General features: G+C 74.8%; 15 protein-coding genes. 9 read left to right on the top strand and 6 right to left on the bottom strand.

The window, feature by feature from the left end; genetic code table 11:
• Nucleotides 1–28 precede the first annotated feature (28 nt).
• The gene (locus NFU81_RS29475; RefSeq protein WP_274037738.1) at nt 29–919 is read right to left on the bottom strand and encodes an RNA polymerase sigma-70 factor; all 891 of its coding nucleotides are present in this window, start codon (nt 917–919) and stop codon (nt 29–31) included.
• A gap of 268 nt (nt 920–1,187) precedes the next feature.
• On the opposite strand from NFU81_RS29475, the gene NFU81_RS29480 reads away from it, so the two are divergent.
• Nucleotides 1,188–2,648, top strand: coding sequence for an NCS2 family permease (locus tag NFU81_RS29480; protein ID WP_251496368.1), 1,461 nt, complete (start codon nt 1,188–1,190; stop codon nt 2,646–2,648).
• 219 nt (nt 2,649–2,867) lie between these two features.
• On the opposite strand, the gene NFU81_RS29485 is transcribed toward NFU81_RS29480, so the two are convergent.
• Complete coding sequence (locus NFU81_RS29485) at nt 2,868–3,818, bottom strand: DMT family transporter (protein WP_308208333.1); 951 nt, start codon at nt 3,816–3,818, stop codon at nt 2,868–2,870.
• Between the two features lie 47 nt (nt 3,819–3,865).
• Here NFU81_RS29485 and pdxR point away from each other — a divergent pair, with 47 nt between their 5' ends.
• Genes pdxR through NFU81_RS29500 form a run of 3 tightly spaced genes read left to right on the top strand, consistent with a single transcriptional unit; the run spans nt 3,866 to nt 6,738 of the window.
• Nucleotides 3,866–5,371 (top strand): MocR-like pyridoxine biosynthesis transcription factor PdxR, encoded by a 1,506-nt coding sequence (gene pdxR / locus NFU81_RS29490; RefSeq protein ID WP_251496371.1) that lies wholly within the window; start codon nt 3,866–3,868, stop codon nt 5,369–5,371.
• Nucleotides 5,368–5,919: a GNAT family N-acetyltransferase gene (locus NFU81_RS29495; RefSeq protein WP_251496374.1), complete on the top strand. Its 552-nt coding sequence runs from the start codon at nt 5,368–5,370 to the stop codon at nt 5,917–5,919. Before pdxR ends, NFU81_RS29495 begins: the two co-directional genes overlap by 4 nt.
• A 24-nt stretch (nt 5,920–5,943) precedes the next feature.
• A complete protein-coding gene (locus NFU81_RS29500; protein WP_251496377.1) occupies nt 5,944–6,738 on the top strand; it encodes an integrase in 795 nt (264 codons plus the stop codon).
• 11 nt (nt 6,739–6,749) lie between these two features.
• Here the strand turns inward: NFU81_RS29500 and NFU81_RS29505 are convergent, their stop codons facing one another.
• Both NFU81_RS29505 and NFU81_RS29510 read right to left on the bottom strand, forming a co-directional pair.
• Entirely contained in the window at nt 6,750–9,686 is a 2,937-nt protein-coding gene (locus NFU81_RS29505; protein ID WP_251496380.1) for a tetratricopeptide repeat protein, read from the bottom strand.
• Nucleotides 9,683–11,545, bottom strand: coding sequence for an HSP90 family protein (locus tag NFU81_RS29510; protein ID WP_251496383.1), 1,863 nt, complete (start codon nt 11,543–11,545; stop codon nt 9,683–9,685). Before NFU81_RS29510 ends, NFU81_RS29505 begins: the two co-directional genes overlap by 4 nt.
• A gap of 268 nt (nt 11,546–11,813) precedes the next feature.
• Here NFU81_RS29510 and NFU81_RS29515 point away from each other — a divergent pair, with 268 nt between their 5' ends.
• Nucleotides 11,814–13,184: a GNAT family N-acetyltransferase gene (locus NFU81_RS29515; protein WP_422665320.1), complete on the top strand. Its 1,371-nt coding sequence runs from the start codon at nt 11,814–11,816 to the stop codon at nt 13,182–13,184.
• Nucleotides 13,185–13,386: 202 nt separating this feature from the next.
• Here the strand turns inward: NFU81_RS29515 and NFU81_RS29520 are convergent, their stop codons facing one another.
• Nucleotides 13,387–14,520, bottom strand: a complete 1,134-nt coding sequence (locus NFU81_RS29520) for a trans-sulfuration enzyme family protein (RefSeq protein WP_251496389.1) — start codon at nt 14,518–14,520, stop codon at nt 13,387–13,389.
• Nucleotides 14,521–14,580: 60 nt separating this feature from the next.
• On the opposite strand from NFU81_RS29520, the gene NFU81_RS29525 reads away from it, so the two are divergent.
• The 3 genes from NFU81_RS29525 to NFU81_RS29535 all read left to right on the top strand — a co-directional run bounded on the left by NFU81_RS29525 (nt 14,581) and on the right by NFU81_RS29535 (nt 17,449).
• Nucleotides 14,581–15,054, top strand: coding sequence for an Lrp/AsnC family transcriptional regulator (locus NFU81_RS29525; protein ID WP_251496392.1), 474 nt, complete (start codon nt 14,581–14,583; stop codon nt 15,052–15,054).
• Between the two features lie 87 nt (nt 15,055–15,141).
• Nucleotides 15,142–16,830 carry a DUF885 domain-containing protein gene (locus NFU81_RS29530; protein ID WP_251496394.1) on the top strand — a complete coding sequence of 563 codons (1,689 nt, stop codon included), beginning with the start codon at nt 15,142–15,144 and terminating at the stop codon, nt 16,828–16,830.
• Between the two features lie 94 nt (nt 16,831–16,924).
• Nucleotides 16,925–17,449 carry a GNAT family N-acetyltransferase gene (locus NFU81_RS29535; protein ID WP_251496409.1) on the top strand — a complete coding sequence of 175 codons (525 nt, stop codon included), beginning with the start codon at nt 16,925–16,927 and terminating at the stop codon, nt 17,447–17,449.
• A 40-nt stretch (nt 17,450–17,489) separates the two neighbouring features.
• Here NFU81_RS29535 and NFU81_RS29540 read toward each other — a convergent pair whose 3' ends face one another.
• Complete coding sequence (locus NFU81_RS29540; RefSeq protein WP_251496412.1) at nt 17,490–18,011, bottom strand: rhodanese-like domain-containing protein; 522 nt, start codon at nt 18,009–18,011, stop codon at nt 17,490–17,492.
• Between the two features lie 94 nt (nt 18,012–18,105).
• Here NFU81_RS29540 and NFU81_RS29545 point away from each other — a divergent pair, with 94 nt between their 5' ends.
• Complete coding sequence (locus NFU81_RS29545; RefSeq protein ID WP_251496415.1) at nt 18,106–18,552, top strand: Lrp/AsnC family transcriptional regulator; 447 nt, start codon at nt 18,106–18,108, stop codon at nt 18,550–18,552.

Here is an 18,552-nt window from a genome sequence, read left to right on the forward strand (position 1 = left end):
TCCCCGCCGTCCCCGCCGTCCCGACGGGTCATCGGATGCCGGTGAGCTTGCCGGGGTTGGTCAGCAGGTAGACGCAGGCGATCCGGCCGTCCCTGGTCTCCAGGGACACCACGGTGTGCGGCCTGCCGTACGAGGTGATGACGACCGCCGGCGCCCCGTTGACCTCGCGGAAGGCGACGCCCATGGCCGGCGGGACGTCGTCGGAGATGGCGTGCAGGAAGCGGCCGACGTCGGCGGCGGACGCCAGGATGCGGCGCGGCGCCTTCTGCACTCCGCCGCCGTCGCCGATGAGCCGGACGTCGGGGGCGAGCAGCGCCAGCAGGCCGTCCAGGTCGCCGCCGGTGCAGGCGGCCAGGAAGCGCTCGGTGAGCCGGGCGCTGACTTCCGGGTCGGCGTCGAAGCGCTGCTCGCGGGCCTCCACATGCCGTCGGGCGCGGCCGGCGAGCTGCCGGACGGCGGGCTCGGCCCGGTCCAGGATCGCGGCGATCTCGGCGTAGCGGTAGCCGAAGGCCTCGCGCAGGACGAACACCGCGCGTTCCAGCGGGGAGAGGGATTCGAGCAGGACGAGCATGGCGAGCGAGACCGTCTCGGCCAGCAGGACGTGCTCCTCGGCGCCGGCCCCGGCGTCGGTGGTGAGCGGTTCCGGCAGCCACTCGCCGACGTAGGCCTCGCGGCGGGACTGGACGTGCCGCAGCCGGTCGATGGCCAGCCGGGTGGTGGTGCGGACCAGGAAGGCCCGCGGTTCGCGCACCTGGCTGCGGTCGGTGTCCGCCCAGCGCAGCCACGCCTCCTGGACGACGTCCTCGGCGTCGGCGAAGCGGCCGAGCATCCGGTAGGCGACGCCCGTCATCACCGGCCGGTGCCGTTCGAAGGTCTCGGCGGCGGCCGATCGCGGCCCGGTGCGGATCTCGTCGCTCACCTGCCCATCCCAGCGGAGGGCGGGGGGCGCTGTCCAGCCGCCGGGCGGGCGCGGCCGCCGCGCCTGCGGGGTGCCGTGCGCGGCAGTTCGTGTCCGTACCGCCGCCGTCGCAAGTGTTGACCTGACCATGGCCGAAACCCGACGGTGATACCGGGTAACGCCGCGGAAACCCGCCAGGACCCGCAGGCGAGGACAATCCGTGTGCTCCGCCCGCGGAGCACGTACGCGGCGAGGCCGCAGCACCGGTTCGCACAACCAGAGGAGCACCATGCCAGGACCCGTCGTGGACACCGAGAAGCCGGTGTCCGCACCGCCGCCCGGAGGCAACGCGCTGGACCGCTACTTCCGTATATCGGAACGCGGTTCGACACCGGGACGGGAGATACGCGGAGGTTTCGCCACCTTCTTCACGATGGCGTACATCCTCGTGCTCAACCCGATCATCCTCTCCGGTGCGACGGACAAGTTCGGGCACCACCTGTCGACCACCCAACTGGTCACCGCCACCGCGCTGGTGGCCGCGGTGATGACCGCGATCATGGGCGTCGGCGGCAACCTGCCGCTGGCGGTGGCGGCCGGGCTCGGACTGAACGCCGTGGTCGCCTTCCAGCTCGCACCCAAGATGAGCTGGCCGGACGCGATGGGGCTGGTCGTCCTCGAAGGGCTGCTGATCTGCGTCCTGGTCGCCACCGGGCTGCGCGAGGCGATCATGAACGCCATCCCGCTGCCGATCAAGCAGGCGATCAGCGTCGGCATCGGCCTGTTCATCGCCTTCATCGGCTTCATCGACGCCGGTTTCGCCAGCCGCATCCCCGACGCGGCCAAGACGACAGTGCCGGTGCAGCTCGGCGGCACCGGCACCCTGACCGGCTGGCCGGTGCTGGTGTTCTGCCTCGGGGTGCTGCTGACGGTGGCGCTGGTGGCCCGCCGGGTCAAGGGCGCGATCCTGATCAGCATCGTGGTGATGACGGTGGTGGCGATCATCGTCAACGAGATCGCCGACCTGCCGGCCGGCGCGTGGGGCCTGACCGCGCCCAAGGTGCCCGACGACATCGTCGCCAGCCCGGACTTCGGGCTGATCGGCCACTTCAGCCTCTTCGGCGGCTTCTCCGAGGCGGGGGTGGTGACGGCCTCGCTGTTCGTCTTCACGCTCGTGCTGTCCGACTTCTTCGACGCCATGGGCACGATCGTCGGCATCTCCAGCGAGGCGGGGCTGCTCGACGAGCAGGGCCGCGTACCGAACATCGGGCGGGTGCTCTTCATCGACGGCGCCGCCGCCGTCGCGGGCGGTGCGGCGTCCGCGTCGTCCAACACCGCCTACGTCGAGTCCGCCGCGGGCGTCGGCGAGGGCGCGCGCACCGGGCTCGCCAGCGTCGTGACCGGCGCGCTCTTCGCGGTGGCGCTCTTCCTGTCGCCGCTGGCGGCGGTCGTGCCCTCGCAGGCGGCGGCGCCGGCGCTGGTCGCGGTCGGCTTCCTGCTGATGGCGCAGGTCCGCAACATCGACTGGACGCAGTACGACATCGCGATCCCGGCCTTCCTGACCATCGCCACGATGCCCTTCACCTACAGCATCACCAACGGCATCGGGGCGGGCTTCCTGTCCTTCGTCGCCATCAAGCTGGCGCTGGGCAAGGTCCGGGAGATCCACCCGCTGGTGTGGGGTGTGTCGGTCTGCTTCCTGGCCTACTTCGCCATCGACCCGCTGCAGCAGGTGCTGGGCGTGAAGTAGCAGCGGCGGGCGGGGGGGTGCGGGAGCCCGTGGCCGCTCCCGCGCCGCGCCCGCCCGAGGAGGGGCGGGCAGACGTGGTGCGGCCGCGGCGCCCCGACCGAGACGGGGGCGCCCGGTCGGGGCAGTTGGCCGGACCGATGCCGCGCACCGGCCCGTACTGACACAACTCCCCCCAACCCACCGGAGTTCCCGCCGCCGGACAATTCCCCCGAGTCGTTCTCACTGGCGTACGGGGGCCGGCCGGACCGGCGGCCCGGCCGGCTCCGCGACCGGCTCGGGCTGCCGCCCCGTACGCGCCGGGCGGCGGCTCGCGCCGACCGCGACGCCCGCGGCGACCAGGGCGCTGCCGGTGAGTTGGGCGGCGCCGAAGGTGCCGAGCGCGACCAGCGGCGCGGTCAGCGCGGCCGACACCGGGATCAGTCCGGAGAAGAGGGTGGCGCGTTCCGCGCCGAGCCGCTGCATGCCGGCGTACCAGCACACGAAGCCGATGACGGTGGCCACGACCGCCTGCCAGCCCAGGGCCGCCGCCTCCGCCCCGTCCGGTACGCGCAGCGCCGCCCGGCCGTCCTGGACCGCGCCGAGGACGGCGGCCTCCGCGGCGGCCAGCCCGCACACGCAGGCGGACAGCGTCAGCGGCCCCAGCGGGGCCACCAGGGGCGCGGCGAGCAGCGCGAAGCCCACCTCGCCGCCGAGCGCCGCCACCGACCACAGCAGCCCGGACGCGTCCGTACCGCCCCACCCCTGGACGACGAAGGCGCCGGCCGCGACCACGACCGCGCCCGCCGTTCCGGCCCGGGTCGGCCGCCGCCCCGCCACGAGCGGCACCAGGACCGCCACCACGACCGGCGCGCAGCCGACCAGGACTCCCGGCACGGCGGGTTGCGCGGTGCGCTCGGCGGCCAGCACGGAGAGGTTGAACCCGACCATCCCGACGCCGGCGACCCCCGCCGCCAGCGCCCACTGCCGGACCCTCAGCGCCCGCAGCCGCGCCCACCCCCCGGCCCGCCGCGCGGGCCACGCCAGCAGCAGGCAGGCGACGCCGTAGCGGACGGCCTGCCCGCCGGCGTGCGGGTACCCGACCAGCGCGCCTCCCGCGGTGAAGGACGCCCCGACCAGGACGCAGGCGAGGGCGGCGAAGAGCATCCCGGCACGGTGTGAGGAGGAGATCATGCGGCCACGCTAGGGAGCGGGAGTGGTCCGGTTTAAGGTCCAATCCCATGGCAGAAAACCGGACCAGTGGAACGCCCCTCCCCCGGCCGGCCCCTCAGCCGGGGGCCGAAGTGGCGTGGGAAGTGCTGGTGGACGGGGGTGTGGGGCAGGGACGGGGCAAAGGGCGGGGGCTGGAGGCGGGGCTGCGGGAGGCCGTGCGGGCCGGGCGGCTGGGAGCCGGGACGCAGCTGCCGTCGAGCCGGGAGCTGGCCGCCGATCTCGGGGTGTCCCGGGGGCTGGTGACCGACGCCTACGCGCAACTCACCGCCGAGGGCTACCTGATCAGCCGGCAGGGCGCGGGCACCTGGGTGGCCGACGGGCGGCAGGAGCCGCCGCGGGCCGCGGCCACCTTCGCCGCCGACGACCGCGGCGGCCCCGACGACCTGCGCCCCGGCCTGCCGGACCTCGCCCTCTTCCCGCGGGCGGCCTGGTCGGCCGCGTACCGCCGGGCGATGACCGCGCTGCCGCACCGCGCCCTCGGCTACCCCGACCCGCGCGGCCTGCCGGAGCTGCGGGCGGCGCTCGCCGCGCTGCTCGCCCGGCGGCGCGGGGTGGCCGCCGAGCCCGACCAGGTGATGGTCACCTCGGGGGTGGCCCAGGCGCACACCCTGGTCGGGATGGTGCTGCACGCCCGCGGACAGCGGACGACCGCCGTCGAGGACCCCGGCAGCCCCGAGCACATCCGGCTGCTCGCGGCGACCGGTCTGACCGCCGTACCCGTCCCGGTGGACGCTGAGGGGCTGTCGGTGGCGGCGCTGGCCGCGAGCGGCGTACGGTCCGCGGTCGTCACGCCCTGCCACCAGTTCCCCTCAGGGGTGGCCTACTCCGCCGCCCGGCGGTCCGCACTGGCCGGCTGGGCGCGGGACAGCGGCGGTGTGGTCGTCGAGGACGACTACGACGGCGACTTCCGCTACGACCGGCAGCCGGTGGGCGCCCTGCAGGGCCTGGCGCCCGGGCACCTCGTCTACACCGGATCCGCGAGCAAGTCGCTGGCGCCCGGGCTGCGACTGGGGTGGCTGGTCGGGCCGCCCGACCTGGTCGCCGAGGCGGCGGAGCGCAAGCGGACGATGGACCTGGGGCACTCGGTGGTCGAGCAGGCGGTGCTCGCCGACTTCCTGGCCTGCGGCGCGTACGACCGCCAGCTGCGGCGCTGCCAGCGGCTGTACCGGGCGCGCAGGGACGCGCTGGTCGCCGCGCTCGCGCGGTACGCGCCCGGCGCCGAGGTGAGCGGCATCGCGGCCGGGCTGCACGCGATCGTCACCCTCCCCGAGCGCTACGGTCCCGAGCCGCGCTTCCTGGCCGCCGCGGCCGCGGCGGGCGTCACCGTCCGGCCGCTGTCGCACTACCGCACCTCCGCGGGGCCGCACACCGCCGCCGACGACCGGGTCAGGCTGGTGGTGGGCTACGCGCATCTGCCCCCGGAGGCGATCACCCGCGCGATACGCCTCCTGGTGCCGCAGCCGGTACGCACGGCCCGTAGATTGTCCTGCGAGGCAAGGGAGGCCGGCAGATGACCGTCGAACTCGCCGTCCCCGCGCGGGACGGCAGGCCGGGGCTGCTGCTGCGCCCGTGGGCGGCGGACGACGCGGCGGTGCTGGCGGACGAGCACCGGGACGCCGGCATGCGGCGCTGGCTGATGACCACCCTGGACGGCACGGAGGCGGCCGGCCGGTGGATCACGTGGCAGGCCGAGTCCTGGCAGGCCGGGCTGCGCTACAGCTTCGCGGTCGTCGAGCAGGGCGGCACGCGGCCCGTGGCGCACGTGACGGTCAAGCGAAAGACCGCGGAGGCGGCCTCGGCGGAGATCGGCTACTGGACGGCGGCGGCAGTACGCGGCCGGGGCGTCGCACCCCTGGCGGTGGACGCGGTGGCCCGGTGGGCGCTGGACGGCGGCACAGGCGGTCCTGCGCTGGCCCGGCTGGAGCTGCTGCACGCGGTCGGCAACGCGGCCTCCTGCCGGGTGGCGGCGAAGTGCGGCTTCCCGCTGCGGGAGGAGCTCGCGCCGCACCCGCCGAAGTTCCCCGAGGCGGGCCACGTCCACGTCCGCGAGCCCGGCGCCTGACGGGCGGAGGGCCGGGAGCGGCACATGCGGGTGGCGATGGCGACGGCGGCGAAACGGGCCGGCCGCCGTAACGAGGACTTCACCGGCGCCGTGCCGGGCGCCGCGGTGCTGGTCGACGGCGCGGGCATCCCCGGCTCCGAGTCGACCTGCCGGCACGGCGTGGCCTGGTACGCCGGCCACCTCGGAGGCAGCCTGCTCGGCCTGCTGGCGCTCGCGCCCGACCGCGGCCTGACCGCGCTGCTCGCCGAGGCCGTCACGCACGTGACCGACCTGCACCGGGACACCTGCGACGTCGCCGACCCCATCAGCCCGTCCGCGACGGTGGCCGTGCTGCGGATCGCGGACGGCCTCGCCGAGTACCTGGTGCTCGGCGACTGCGTCCTGGTGCTCGGCAGAGCCGGCGCGGAACCGCTGGTCGTCCGCGACCTCCGCGAAGTTGTCATCAGCGGGTCCTACGAGCCGGCGCTGCGTGCCGCGGGCGAGGGCAGCGATGAATACCGCCGCGTCCTGGGCGAGTTGCGCTCCCACCGCAACGGCCCTGGCGGCTTCTGGGTGGCCAAGGACGACCCGCGGGCGGCGGACGAGGCGGTCACCGGCAGCTGCCCGGTGGCCGCGCTGACCGCCGCCGCGCTGCTCAGCAACGGGGCCAGCCGCGTCGAGGACCGCTTCCGGCTCGCGGCCTGGCCGGCGGTGCTGGCCGGCCTGGAGTCGGACGGCCCCGGCGCGCTCATCGAGCGGGTCCGGCAGGCGGAAGCGCTGCACTCGGTGGCACCGGACGACGCCACCGTCGCCTACTGCACCGACCTCGCCGGGTCCTGAGCGCCGCGCCGTCAGGACCCGCGGGCGGACTCCAGCAGGGAGGCCGCCTCGTCCCGGCGCTGCTCGGGCACCCGGCCCGCCACGTCGGCGTACTCCGCGGTGACCGACCGGGCGCGGGCCGCGGCGGACTCGGTGCGGGCCAGGTCGAGTTCGAGCCAGCCGGCCAGCAGTGTCGCGGCGGTGCGCCGGTCGCGGCCGGTGCCGCCCAGGGGTTCGAGGGCCGCGGCCGCCAGGTCGGCGAGCACCACGGCCTCGTCGTAGGCGGGGACGGCCGACGGGTCCTCCGCCGGGGGGCCGTCGCAGGCGTGGACGAGCAACTCCGCGGTCTGCCGGTAGCTGTCGGCGAGGTCCACACGCAGCCCGACGGCGGCGTCGCTGCCGGCGGGCGCCGCGGCCAGCGCGCTGCTCGCGGTCTCGACGGCGGCGTCCATCAGCGGCCGTGCGGCGGCCGGTCCGCCGCGGCCGGACCGCAGTTCGAGCCAGCCGCGGGCGCGTTGCGTACGGATGACCGCGTGCGGGTCGCCGATCCCCCGCCACAGCTCCTCGGCGCGCGCGTACGCGCTGACCGCCTCGCCGGTGAGCCCGGGGGCCCTGCTGAGGGCGTCGGCCGCGAGGTGGGCGAGCATCGCGTGGTCGTGCGGGTCCTCCCAGCCCTCGGCGATCCCGGCGGCCAGCAGGAACTGCTCGGCGGCCTCGCGGGCTTCGCCGAGGTCGAGTTGGCACTCGGCGAGCCACCACCTGGCCTGGACGACGTCGCCCTCGCCGTGGCCGCGGACGAGGTCGGGCAGGACCGATTCGAGGACGGCGACGGCCTCCGCGGTGCGGCCCAGGTGGCGCAGGGCGCCGCCGAAGACCAGCCGGGCGGTGGCCCCGCTGCCGTCACTGTCGCCCGCCTGGTCGGCCCACTGGCTCGCGTCGAGGGCGTGGTCCGCCGCCGCCTCGTGGTCGCCGAGGGTGCTGGACGCCTGGGCGACCAGCAGGTGCAGGTGGGCGCGGTGCGGGGGTTCCAGCAGGTCGCCACCGTGGTCGAGGGCGGCGAGCCCGTGGCGTACGGTGTCCGCCGGCTCGCCGTGCCGCAGCGACAGCTCGGCCAGCACGCTCTCGGGGTCGGCGGCGTACCAGGGGCGCTCGGCCAGGTGGTAGAGCCCGGCGGCCCGGGTGAGCAGTCCGATCGCCGCGTCGTGGTCGCCGCGGCCCGCGGCGAACCGGCCGAGCATGGCGGTGGCGTCGGCCTGCCTGGCGGCCAACCTGGGGTCACCCGGGTGCCGTTCGCACAGCTCGGCGGCCTCCGCCGCCTGCTCCGCAGCCGCGGCCAGCGCCTGGTCCCTGACGTCGGCGTCCCTCGCGCACTGCACCAGGGCGCGGCTGCGCAGCAGCAGGGCTCCGGTCAACTGCCGTACGGACGCGTGGCCTTCGGCCTGGAGGATACGCAGCAGGGCGCACTGCTCCTCGACGGCGGCCAGGCCGCCCGCGGTGTCGCCGGCCAGCACGCGGGCGTGACCGCCGCGCGCCCGGCAGGCGGCGGCCTCGCCCGGCGCGTCCGCCTCCTCGAACAGCTCGGCGGCGCGGGCGAACAGCGCGGCGGACCGCTCGGGTTCCTCGACGGCGGCCATGCCCGCGTGGTCGGCGACCTCGGCGCGGGTCCCGGCGTCGAGCGGGGTGCCGGTGGCGTCGGCGGCACCGTCCACGGCGGCCCAGGCGGCCTGGGCGTGCGGGCTGCCGCTCTCGGTGAGCCGCCGCGCCTCCGCGACGAGCGCGGCCACGTCGGGCTCGGGCGACCCGGCCGCGGGTGCCGTCTCGGGGTCGGTGGTGGCCGTCGCCGTCAGCCGGGGGGCGCGGACGCCCAGCGGGAGCGCGGCGAGGAGCGGGCCGCGGGCCATCCGCTCGCGGACGGCCGCGGAGACCGTGCCGGTGCCGTTGCGCCGGTCGAACCGGCCTGCCAGGTCCAGCGCCTGGGCCGCCGCGTGCTCGTGCAGTGCGGCCGCGGTCCACAAGGTGCCGTCAGGGCCGGGGAGTTGCTGCTCGGCGTGGCCGAGTGCGCGCAGCCGGGCGGTGAGCAGCGCGGTGGCGGAGAGGTAGTCCATCAGGCTGTCGGGGTCGCCAGTGGCGGTGAAGTACGCGGCGTGCTGGGCGAGGATCTCCAGGCCGCGGGCCTCGTTGCCGGTGAGCGCGCAGAACTCGATGTGCTGGGCGACCGAGGCGCGCATGCTCTCCATGGTGCGCACCATGCGGTAGCCGCGCAGGTGGTGGGCGCGGGCCTCGTCTGTCCTGCCGAGCCGCAGCAGCGGCAGCAGCGAGCTGGCGAGCACCGCGTGCGGCTCGTGGGCGCAGGTCAACTCGCCGCCCAGCACCGGCCGCCAGCTCTCCAGCGCCTCCGCGTCCTGGCCGAGGTGCGCCTGCCAGGCGCCCTGGAGGTGGAGTTCGCAGGCGTGGCAGTCGCTCATCCGGTCGCGGTCGGCGGACTGCCAGGCCGCGTAGGCCTGTTCGGCCCGCGGCTGGTCGCCGATGTGCCGGGCGATACGGAACTCGCCCTGCCGCACGGCCCGTTCGGAGTAGCCGGCGAGCCGGTAGCGGTGCGCCATCTCGCCCTGCCACTTCTCGATGGCGGCGAGCGGGATGTGCGGCTGATCGAGCATGCCGCTGGAGACCCACTTGAAGTACCAGTGCAGGCTGTGGGCGGCGAACTCGTCGAAGTCGGCGGGGTCCTGGTCCCACATCGTCAGTGCCCTGGCGAAGGGCACGAACTTCTTGTCGGACTCCGAGCTGTAGTTGTACGCGACCAGCAGGTTGAACAGCGCGTCGATGAGCAGCGGGCGGTCGCCGGCGCGTTCCGCCTCCTCGGTGAGGCGTTCGGCGCGGGCGTTGCGTGCGGCGCCCTCGGGCTCGGCCCGGTTCTCGTCGATCGCCCGGCGTATCTCGTCGACGCCGCGCGGGGTCCCGTCGGTCACCGTCCGTCCTCCCGCCGGCCGTCGCGGTCGCCGTCCTGGTCCGCGGTGCGGCCGGGGGTGTCGGCGGCGGTGTGGTCCGCGGCCCATCGCAGCAGGTCGAGGAACGCCCGGTTGAGCAGGGCGGTGTCGGCCGGGCGCAGCGGGCGCTGGGACATCAGCAGGGCCTGGCCGTAGAGCGCCTCGACGGCGGTGCCGGCCAGCTCGCCCGAGGCGAGGGAGCCGATCCTGCGGACCAGCGGGTTGAGCTGGTTGAGCACCAGGCGGGCGCGGGGGGCGTTGCCGCGCAGCGAGCCGAGGATGCCTGCCCACAGGTCGTCGGCCTGCTCCTGGGCCTCCTCGCGGGCGCGTTCGTGCCGGGCGGCGCGGTCGTCGAGGTGCAGTGCGGGCACCGTCATCGGGTGGAAGGACCGCAGGACGACGTCGCAGCCGAGCGGGTCGAGGGCGGCGCGGGCGGCGGCGAGGAAGCCGGCCAGCGCCAGTTCCTGTGCCGGGTCTACGGTGTCGAGGTGCGCGGTGACGGTGTCGGCGTCGAGTTCGGCGACCTGCGCGCCGGCCTTGACCAGCGGCAGCATCTCGACCAGGTCGGCGTCGTAGGTGTAGCCGCCGTTGACCACGCCGATGCCCTGGGCCGCGGCGATCCCGGCGACCTGGCGGAACTCCTCGACGGTGCGGGTGAAGTGCACGACGGGGTGCCGGTCGGCGAACTCGTCGAGCGGCAGCTGCCCCTGCGTGGTCTCGAACGGCAGCCAGGGCAGCATCACCCGCAGCAGCGCCGGGTCGTGCCGGGCGAGGGTCTTGACGCCGAGGTGGTGCACCGACAGGAAATGGCCGAGGCGTTCCGGCTCGGCGGCGGCGAGTGCCGTCATCCACTCCTTGATCCGGTCGCCGAGGGCGTCGCGGACGGCGGCCAGCGTCTCGTCGGCGTAGAGGTGCTCGCGGGACGCGGTGGGGCGCAGGCTGTCGGTGTCGATGACGCAGCGGACGAAGAACGCCCATTCCGGCAGGAGTTCGGTGGCCTGGTCGGTGAGCAGCATGCCCTTGAGGTGCACCCGGTGGCCGGCCCGCTGGGCGGGGCTGACCGCGGACGGCAGCACGTACGCGACACCGCGGACGCCGGCGACCGGCACGTCGAGGTCGATGCAGTCGAGCGGCAGGAAGCCGAACTGCCGCTGGCAGTACCGGGAGAGCTCCACCCGGCGGGCACCGGGACCGGAGTGGGCGCGGTCCCACACCGGCGGGCGCTCGGTGACGGCGGTGCCGTCGACCTGCACATCATAGGGCAGCAACGCGCCGAAGTCCCTGGCCAGTTCGGTGACCCGGGCGGAGCCGAACCACTCGTCGGAGCCGGGCCGCGCACGGAGGTGGACGGTGGTGCCGGGCTCAGGGCGGGCGTCGTCGGGCAGGGTGCGCACGGTGTACGAGCCGTCGTCGCGCGCGGTCCACTCGACCGGCGGCGCCTCGGGCGTACGGGCGGAGCGGCTGACCACCCTGATGGTGTCGGCGACCACGAAGCAGGCCAGCAGCCCGATGCCGAACTGGCCCAGGAAGTCGGCCCTGGCCGACTCCAGCCCGTCGCGCTTGGAGCTGCGGCCGATGGTGGCGAGCAGGCTGTGCACGTCGGACTCGGTCAGGCCGATGCCAGAGTCCTCCACCCTCAGTCCGCCGGGCTCGGTGTGCAGCAGGACCTGGCCGGGCGGCGCCGCCGGGTCCTCGGCGCGGCGCGCGGTGACGGCGTCGACACCGTTCTGCAGCAGTTCGCGCAGATAGACCCGTGGGCTGGAGTAGAGGTGGTGGGACAGCAGGTCCACCAGGCCGCGGAGGTCGACCTGGAAAGTGTGCGGTGTCTGTTCGGCAGTCATCGTCGCAGCGCCGGTGGGGGTGGTGCGGCGCGGGTAGGGCGGCACTGGTCCGCGGGAGGGGCGAGGTCGGGCCATCGTAGGGGGCGTGGGCCGTAGTTGACCACGGTTCCGCGCCCCGGTGCGGGCGGCGGGCGTGCGGTGGTCGGTTTCGTACCGGCAACGGACGGTTAAGACGGTGAAAAGGTAAGTTAACCGAGAAGATGCGTCCTTTACCGTCTGGTCACGGCATGTTCGTGATCACGCAACACGGCTTCGCCATTCTAGACGTATGCCTCATACGACTCCCGTGGCCCCTGTTCGGGCCGCAACCCGGCGCCGACACTGGGGCCGCGACCTCACCGAAGTGGCCGCGCTCTTCACCGCGATGGCCACTGCCGACCTCATCGCCGACCTGGTGAACGACGGACCCGACGGCGGGTTACTGCTCATGACGTCGGCCGCGGCGCTGCTCGCCGCTGCCGCGGTGCACCTGTGGTGGACGCGCCGCTCCGGGCGGGCGGCGGCCGCGGCCGCCGCCGCCCCGGCCGTAGCCGCCGGGGACACCGGTCCGGACACCGAGCCGGCCCTGTGGCGGCTGCGCACCACCGTGCGGGACGCCCCGGGAAGCCTCGGGGCGGTGTGCACGGCACTGGCCGGCAGCCGCGTGGACATCGTCACGCTGCAGACGCACCCGCTGGCCGAGGGCACCGTCGACGAGTTCCTGCTGCGGGCGCCGGCGGCACTGCCGGCCGCGGCGCTGGTGATGACCGTCGCCGACGCGGGCGGCACCGACACCTGGCTGGAGCGGGCCGACGCGCACGACCTGGTCGACACCCCGACCCGGATGCTCACCCTGGCCACCCGCACCGCGCTGGACGCGGCGGAACTCCCCCTGGCGCTGCGGGAGTTGTTCGGCCGCTGCACCATCAGGTCCACCCCCGCACCCGCCGACGGGGAAGGCGGCCCTGCGCAGGACGCGCTGCTGGACACGGTGATGCGGCTGCGTGACCCGTCGGGCGGCACGATCACCGTGCAGCGCGACCATCTGCCCTTCACGCCGACCGAGTTCGCCAGGGCGCGCGCCCTGGTGGAGCTGGACGCCAGGCTCGGGGTTCGGATGCCGGGGAGCCGCCACGTCGTGACGCTGCCCGAGGGCAACGAGCTGACGGTGCGCAGGGCAGGACCCGAGGACAGTGCGGCGGCGCTGGCGATGCACGAGCGGTGCTCGGCCGACACGCTGGCGCTGCGGTACCACGGTCCTGTCGAGGACGCCGACCGCTACCTCGGCCACCTGCTCAGCCCGCGCTTCGGCCAGTCGCTGGCCGTCGAGACCGCCTCCGGCCGGTTGGTGGCGCTCGGCCACCTGCTGTGGGACGGCGACGAGAACGAGGTCTCGCTGCTTGTCGAGGACGGGTGGCAGCGCCGAGGCATCGGAGCGGTGCTGCTGCGCAAGCTGGTCGAGCTGGCGGCGGAGGCCGGGCGCGACAGCGTGTACGCGGTGACCCGCGCGACGAACACCGGGATGGTGGCGACGATGCGGGAGCTGGGGCTCCCGCTCGACTACCAGGTCGAGGACGGGACGCTCGTCATCACGGCGAGCCTCCCGACGGCGGCGTCGCCGTCGGCGGCGAGCCTTCCGTGGGTGGCCGAGCGCCACTAGCCCGCGCGGGCCGCGCCGGTGGGGTGGGTACCACTTTGCTATGGCGGTGCTTCTTTCCCGGCGTCCGGGCTTGGCGCGTACTTCCCCGCACCCCTGAAAACGCTCACCCTCTACGGAAGAGGGCAAGGCATCAGGGGCGCGAGGAACTGCGCGACCCGCCACCGGGGGAAGGTCCCGGGAGGGGGCGTGGGTACCCCAGGGGCTACGCCGAAGCCAGCGCCGCGTCCAGGTCGGACCAGAGGTCGGCCTCGTCCTCAAGGCCCACCGACATGCGGAGCAGCTGCTCGTTGACACCGCCGCCGGCCCGCGCGTCCGCGGGTACGACGCGGTGGCTGATCGAGGCGGGGTGCTGGATCAGCGTGTCGACGCTGCCGAGGCTGACCGCAGGGGTGATCAGGCGTACCCCGGCGATCACCGCGTGCGGATCGCCGCGCACCTCGAAGGACACCATCGCGCCGCCGATCCGCGGGTAGTGCACCGCGCTCACCCGGGGGTCGGCGGCCAGCCGGGCGGCGAGCAGCGCGGCGGTCGCGGACGCGGCCCGTATCCGTACCGGCAGCGTGGCCAGGCCCCGCAGCAGCAGGTATCCGGCCAGCGGGTGCAGCACCGCGCCGGTGGCGAAGCGCACCTGGCGCAGCGCACCGGCGAACTCCTCGTCGCAGGCCACGGCCCCGCCGAGGACGTCCCCGTGGCCGCCCAGGTACTTCGTGGCGCTGTGCAGCACGATCCTGGCGCCGGACTCCGCGGGGCGCTGCAGCACCGGGGTGGCGAAGGTGTTGTCGGCCAGCAGCGGCACAGAACCGCAGTCGTGGGCGACCGCCCGCAGGTCGATCTCGGCCAGCGTCGGGTTGGCCGGGGTCTCGACCACGACCAGGCCGGTGTCCGGCCGGATCGCGTCCGCGATGCCCGCCGGGTCGGTCCAGGTCACCTCGGTGCCGAGCAGCCCGCTGCTGAGCAGGTGGTCGCTGGAGCCGTACAGCGGGCGTACCGCGACCACGTGCCGCAGCCCGAGCGCCGACCTGGCCAGCAGGCAGGCGCTGAGCGCGGCCATGCCGCTGGCGAAGGCGACCGCTGCCTGGGTGCCTTCGAGGCGGGCCAGCGCGGTCTCGAAGCGGGCGGTGGTCGGGTTGTCGACCCGGGCGTAGACCGGCGGTCCCTCCAGCCGGGCGCCGGTGGCGGCGAAGGCGTCGATGCGCCGGGCCTCGCCCCTGCTGTCGTAGGAGGGGTAGGTGGTGGACAGGTCGAGCGGTGCGGCGTGCACTCCGAGCGCCGCGAGGTCGTCGCGGCCGGCGTGCACCGCTTCGGTGGCCAGCGCCCTGCGCTGTGTGGTCTCCATACGGTCAAGACTGAACGGAGGCCGTCCGCTGGAGGCGAACCCCCGTGCTACGTTCGGCCGATGTCCGATTCCGTCGTACTCGATCCGGTCGATCTGCACATACTCCGCCTGCTGCAGAACGACGCCCGGACCACGTACCGCGACCTGGCCGCGGCGGTGGGCGTGGCGCCGTCGACGTGCCTGGACCGGGTGGCCAGGCTCCGCCGCAGCGGGGTCATCCTCGGGCAGCAGCTGCGGCTCGACCCGGCCAAGCTGGGCCGCGGCCTGGAGGCCCTGCTGCTGGTACAGGTGCGGCCGCACCGCAGGGACCTCATCGACCCCTTCGTGGAGCGCGTCCGCGGGCTGCCGGAGACCCGCGCGCTGTTCCATCTGACCGGCCCCGACGACTTCCTGGTGCAGGTCGCGGTGACCGGGACCGGCGACCTGCAGCGGCTGGTGGTGGACGAGTTCACCGCGCGGCCCGAGGTGGCCAGGGTCGAGACCCGGCTGATCTTCCAGCAGTGGGACTGCGGCCCGCTGCTCCCGCCGGGCTGAGCACCGCGGACCTGCGACACGCCGGTGTCAGGTCCCAACGTCACAGTGATGGTGACGCGGGGCCCGATCTCGTACGAGGATGGCTGTATGTCCACTCTCACCAGTTCCTCGCTCCCGCGCCAGGTCGCCGACGCCTACGTCGACGACCTGATCGCACTCGACCCGCTGCTCGGCACCTACCTCGGGGTTCCCGGCTCGGCCCGGCTGCTGCCCGACTTCTCGCCGGCCGGAGCCGACGCGCGGGCCGCGCTGGCCCGCAGCACCCTGGACCGGCTCGCCGAGTCCGAGTCCGTGCCGGGCGCGGACAGCGACGCGGAGCGGCGCTGCGGGCGGCTGCTGCGTGAGCGGCTGACGGCCGAACTGGCGGTGCACGCGGCGAACGAGCACCTGCGCTCGGTGAGCAACATCTTCTCCCCCGCGCACCAGATCCGCGAGATCTTCGCGCTGATGCCGACCGAGACCCCCGAGCACTTCGCGGACATCGCCGGACGGCTGCGCGCCGCGCCGGCCGCGCTGGCCGGCTTCCGGGCCTCGCTGGCCGAGGGCCTGGCGCGCAAGCTGCCCGGCGGGCCGCGGCAGGCCGCAACGATGGTGCAGCAGCTGGGCGAGTGGACCGGCGCGGACGGCTCTGCGAGCTGGTTCACCGGGCTGGTCGCGGACGGCCCCGAGGAACTGCGCGCCGAGCTGGACACGGCGGCCGAGGAGGCCACCGCGGCCTTCACCGAGCTGCGCGAGTGGCTGCGCGACACCTACGCCCCGGGGATCGAGGGCGCCCCGGAGACCGTCGGCCGCGAGCGGTACGCGACCTGGTCGCGGATGTGGAACGGCACCGACCTGGACCTGGACGAGGCCTACGCGTACGGCTGGTCCGAGTACCACCGGCTGCACGGCGAGATGGTCGCGGAGGCGGCGAAGATCCTGCCGGGCAAGGACCCCTGGGAGGTGCTGGCGCACCTCGACGAGCACGGCCAGGCCGTCGAGGGCGTGGACGAGGTCAGGGACTGGCTCCAGGCGCTGATGGACGAGGCGATCGAGGCGCTGGACGGCACGCACTTCGAACTGGCCGACCGGGTCAAGCAGGTCGAGGCGCGGATCGCCCCGCCGGGGGGCGCGGCGGCGCCGTACTACACCGCGCCCTCCGAGGACTTCTCCCGGCCGGGCCGCACGTGGCTGCCGACGATGGGCAGGACCCGCTTCCCGGTCTTCGACCTGGTCTCGACCTGGTACCACGAGGGCGTGCCCGGGCATCACCTGCAGCTCGCCCAGTGGGTGCACGTGGCGGGCGACCTGTCCCGCTACCAGGCCAGCGTCGGCATGGTCAGCGCGAACGCCGAGGGCTGGGCGCTGTACGCCGAGCGGCTGATGGACGAGCTGGGCTTCCTCTCCGACCCGGAGCGGCGGCTGGGCTACCTGGACGCGCAGATGATGCGCGCGGTGCGGGTGATCATCGACATCGGCATGCACGCGGAACTGGCGATCCCCGCGGACTCGCCCTTCCACCCCGGTGAGGTCTGGACCCCTGAGCTGGCGCGGGAGTTCTTCGGCCGGCACAGCGGCAGGCAGCCGGAGTTCATCGACAGCGAGATCATCCGCTACCTCGGCATTCCCGCCCAGGCGATCGGCTACAAGCTCGGCGAGCGCGCCTGGCTGCTGGGCCGCGAGGCCGCGCGCACCGCGCACGGCGACGCCTTCGACGCGAAGGCGTGGCACATGGCGGCGCTGTCGCTCGGCTCGCTCGGCCTGGACGACCTGGTAGCGGAGATCTCCGCGCTGTAGCCCGCGCCGCGCCGCGCCCCACCCGGGCGCGGCGCGGCCCGTCCCCCTCCCGCACACCCGTGAACTCCACTCCCCGACAAGGCGGTACGGCTGGATGACCCTGCACGCTTCCCTCGACGGCGGACGACTGGTCCTGACCCAGGGCCGGTTGACGTTGCGCGAGCAACTGCCGCCCGACGCAGCGCAGTTGGCGGACGGCAAGCCGGCCGGGCTGACGTGGATCGACGAGGTGCCCGGCGAGGGCACGATCGGTGCGGCCTCGATGACGGTCGCCGCGGCCGCGGCCGGGGTCTACCGGCCCGGCTGGGGCGTCTTCGCGATCCAGCGGACGCTGGACGGCACCGCGCTGGGCGGCGCCGGCTTCCACGGGCCGCCGGACGCCGGTGCGGTGGAGATCGGCTACGACCTCTCCACGTCGGGCCGCGGCGCCGGATGGGCCACGGACGCGGCGCGCGCGCTGTGCCAGTGGGCGCTGGGCCAGCCCGAGGTCGACCTCGTCCTGGCCACCACGGAGCCGGCGAACGCCGCGTCCCAGGCGGTACTCACCCGGGTCGGCTTCCAGCGGGTGGCCGACCGTGGCGAGTTGTGGGCGTACGAGCTGCGCGGCCTGCCGGCCTGACCGCCTCGCCCGGCAGCCGCCGGGTGGCCGCGGGCGGCGCTCAGCAGCCGCAGGCGGCGGCGCCGAGCGGGGCGGTCAGGCCGTCGGTGTCGCGGCGGCCGGGGCCTTCGGCCGTCTCGTAGCCGAAGCCCTCGCGGATCCAGTACTCGATGCCGCCGAGCATCTCCTTGACCTGGTAGCCGAGTCCGGCCAGCGCGGCCGCCGCGCGCACCGCGCCGTTGCAGCCGGGGCCCCAGCAGTGGACGACGACGGGCACGGACCGGTCGAGAAAGGTGCCCGCGAGCTGCGGTATCTGCGCCGTGGGCAGGTGGACGGCGCCGGGTATGTGGCCCTGGTCCCACGCTTCGGTGCTGCGGGTGTCGACCAGGACGAACCCGGGGTCGGTACCGGCCTGCGCGGCTTCGAGCGCCGCGGCGACGTCGGAGACGTCCGTGTGGAAGGCCAGGCTCGCCGTGAAGTAGGCGGCAGCGTCGGCGGGGGTCGCCGGCGGTACCCGCAGGACGGCGTTGACGCTGGTCACAACGGGTGCGGCGGTGGCGGCGGTGGCGAGGTGCGTTGTCATGCAGGAAAATCTACGGTCGGCGACCCCGGCCGAGAAGTGGGATTCCCCGGAATGCGGCTTGATCCGCCGGGCTTTCCCCTGGTATCCCTCGGGGATGACCGCTTATTCCCTGGACTCCACCGACTGGCAGCTGCTGGAGGCCCTGCAACGTGACGGCCGCGCCAGTTACGCCGAGCTCGCCCGTGCCGTGGCGATGTCGCCGAGCGCCGTCACCGAGCGGGTGCGGCGGCTGGAGGAGGCGGGGGTGATCACCGGTTATTCGGCGGTGATCGACCACGAGCGCGTGGGCCTGCCGATCCTGGCGATGGTCAGGCTGCGCTACCCGACCGGCAACTACAAGCCCTTCAACGACCTGCTGGCGAGCACGCCGGAGGTGCTCGAAGCACATCACGTCACCGGGGACGACTGCTTCGTGATGAAGGTGGCCGCGCGCTCGATGCGGCATCTGGAGGAGACGACCGGCCGGATCTCCGGACTCGGCGCGGTCACCACGAGCATCGTCTACTCCTCGCCGCTGGAGCGCCGCCCGCTGGTGCTGTGA

Source organism: Actinacidiphila cocklensis, assembly GCF_907177275.1.
Lineage (GTDB): Bacteria > Actinomycetota > Actinomycetes > Streptomycetales > Streptomycetaceae > Actinacidiphila > Actinacidiphila cocklensis.

Excerpts from the sequence above, each read along its gene's own strand:
- NFU81_RS29510 (WP_251496383.1), bottom strand. The coding sequence starts at position 11,545 with ATGACTGCCGAACAGACACCGCACACTTTCCAGGTCGACCTCCGCGGC.
- NFU81_RS29535 (WP_251496409.1), top strand. The coding sequence starts at position 16,925 with ATGACCCTGCACGCTTCCCTCGACGGCGGACGACTGGTCCTGACCCAG.
- NFU81_RS29515 (WP_422665320.1), top strand. The coding sequence starts at position 11,814 with ATGCCTCATACGACTCCCGTGGCCCCTGTTCGGGCCGCAACCCGGCGC.
- NFU81_RS29500 (WP_251496377.1), top strand. The coding sequence starts at position 5,944 with ATGCGGGTGGCGATGGCGACGGCGGCGAAACGGGCCGGCCGCCGTAAC.
- NFU81_RS29485 (WP_308208333.1), bottom strand. The coding sequence starts at position 3,818 with ATGATCTCCTCCTCACACCGTGCCGGGATGCTCTTCGCCGCCCTCGCC.
- NFU81_RS29540 (WP_251496412.1), bottom strand. The coding sequence starts at position 18,011 with ATGACAACGCACCTCGCCACCGCCGCCACCGCCGCACCCGTTGTGACC.
- pdxR (WP_251496371.1), top strand. The coding sequence starts at position 3,866 with ATGGCAGAAAACCGGACCAGTGGAACGCCCCTCCCCCGGCCGGCCCCT.
- NFU81_RS29545 (WP_251496415.1), top strand. The coding sequence starts at position 18,106 with ATGACCGCTTATTCCCTGGACTCCACCGACTGGCAGCTGCTGGAGGCC.
- NFU81_RS29520 (WP_251496389.1), bottom strand. The coding sequence starts at position 14,520 with ATGGAGACCACACAGCGCAGGGCGCTGGCCACCGAAGCGGTGCACGCC.
- NFU81_RS29530 (WP_251496394.1), top strand. The coding sequence starts at position 15,142 with ATGTCCACTCTCACCAGTTCCTCGCTCCCGCGCCAGGTCGCCGACGCC.
- NFU81_RS29525 (WP_251496392.1), top strand. The coding sequence starts at position 14,581 with ATGTCCGATTCCGTCGTACTCGATCCGGTCGATCTGCACATACTCCGC.
- NFU81_RS29480 (WP_251496368.1), top strand. The coding sequence starts at position 1,188 with ATGCCAGGACCCGTCGTGGACACCGAGAAGCCGGTGTCCGCACCGCCG.
- NFU81_RS29495 (WP_251496374.1), top strand. The coding sequence starts at position 5,368 with ATGACCGTCGAACTCGCCGTCCCCGCGCGGGACGGCAGGCCGGGGCTG.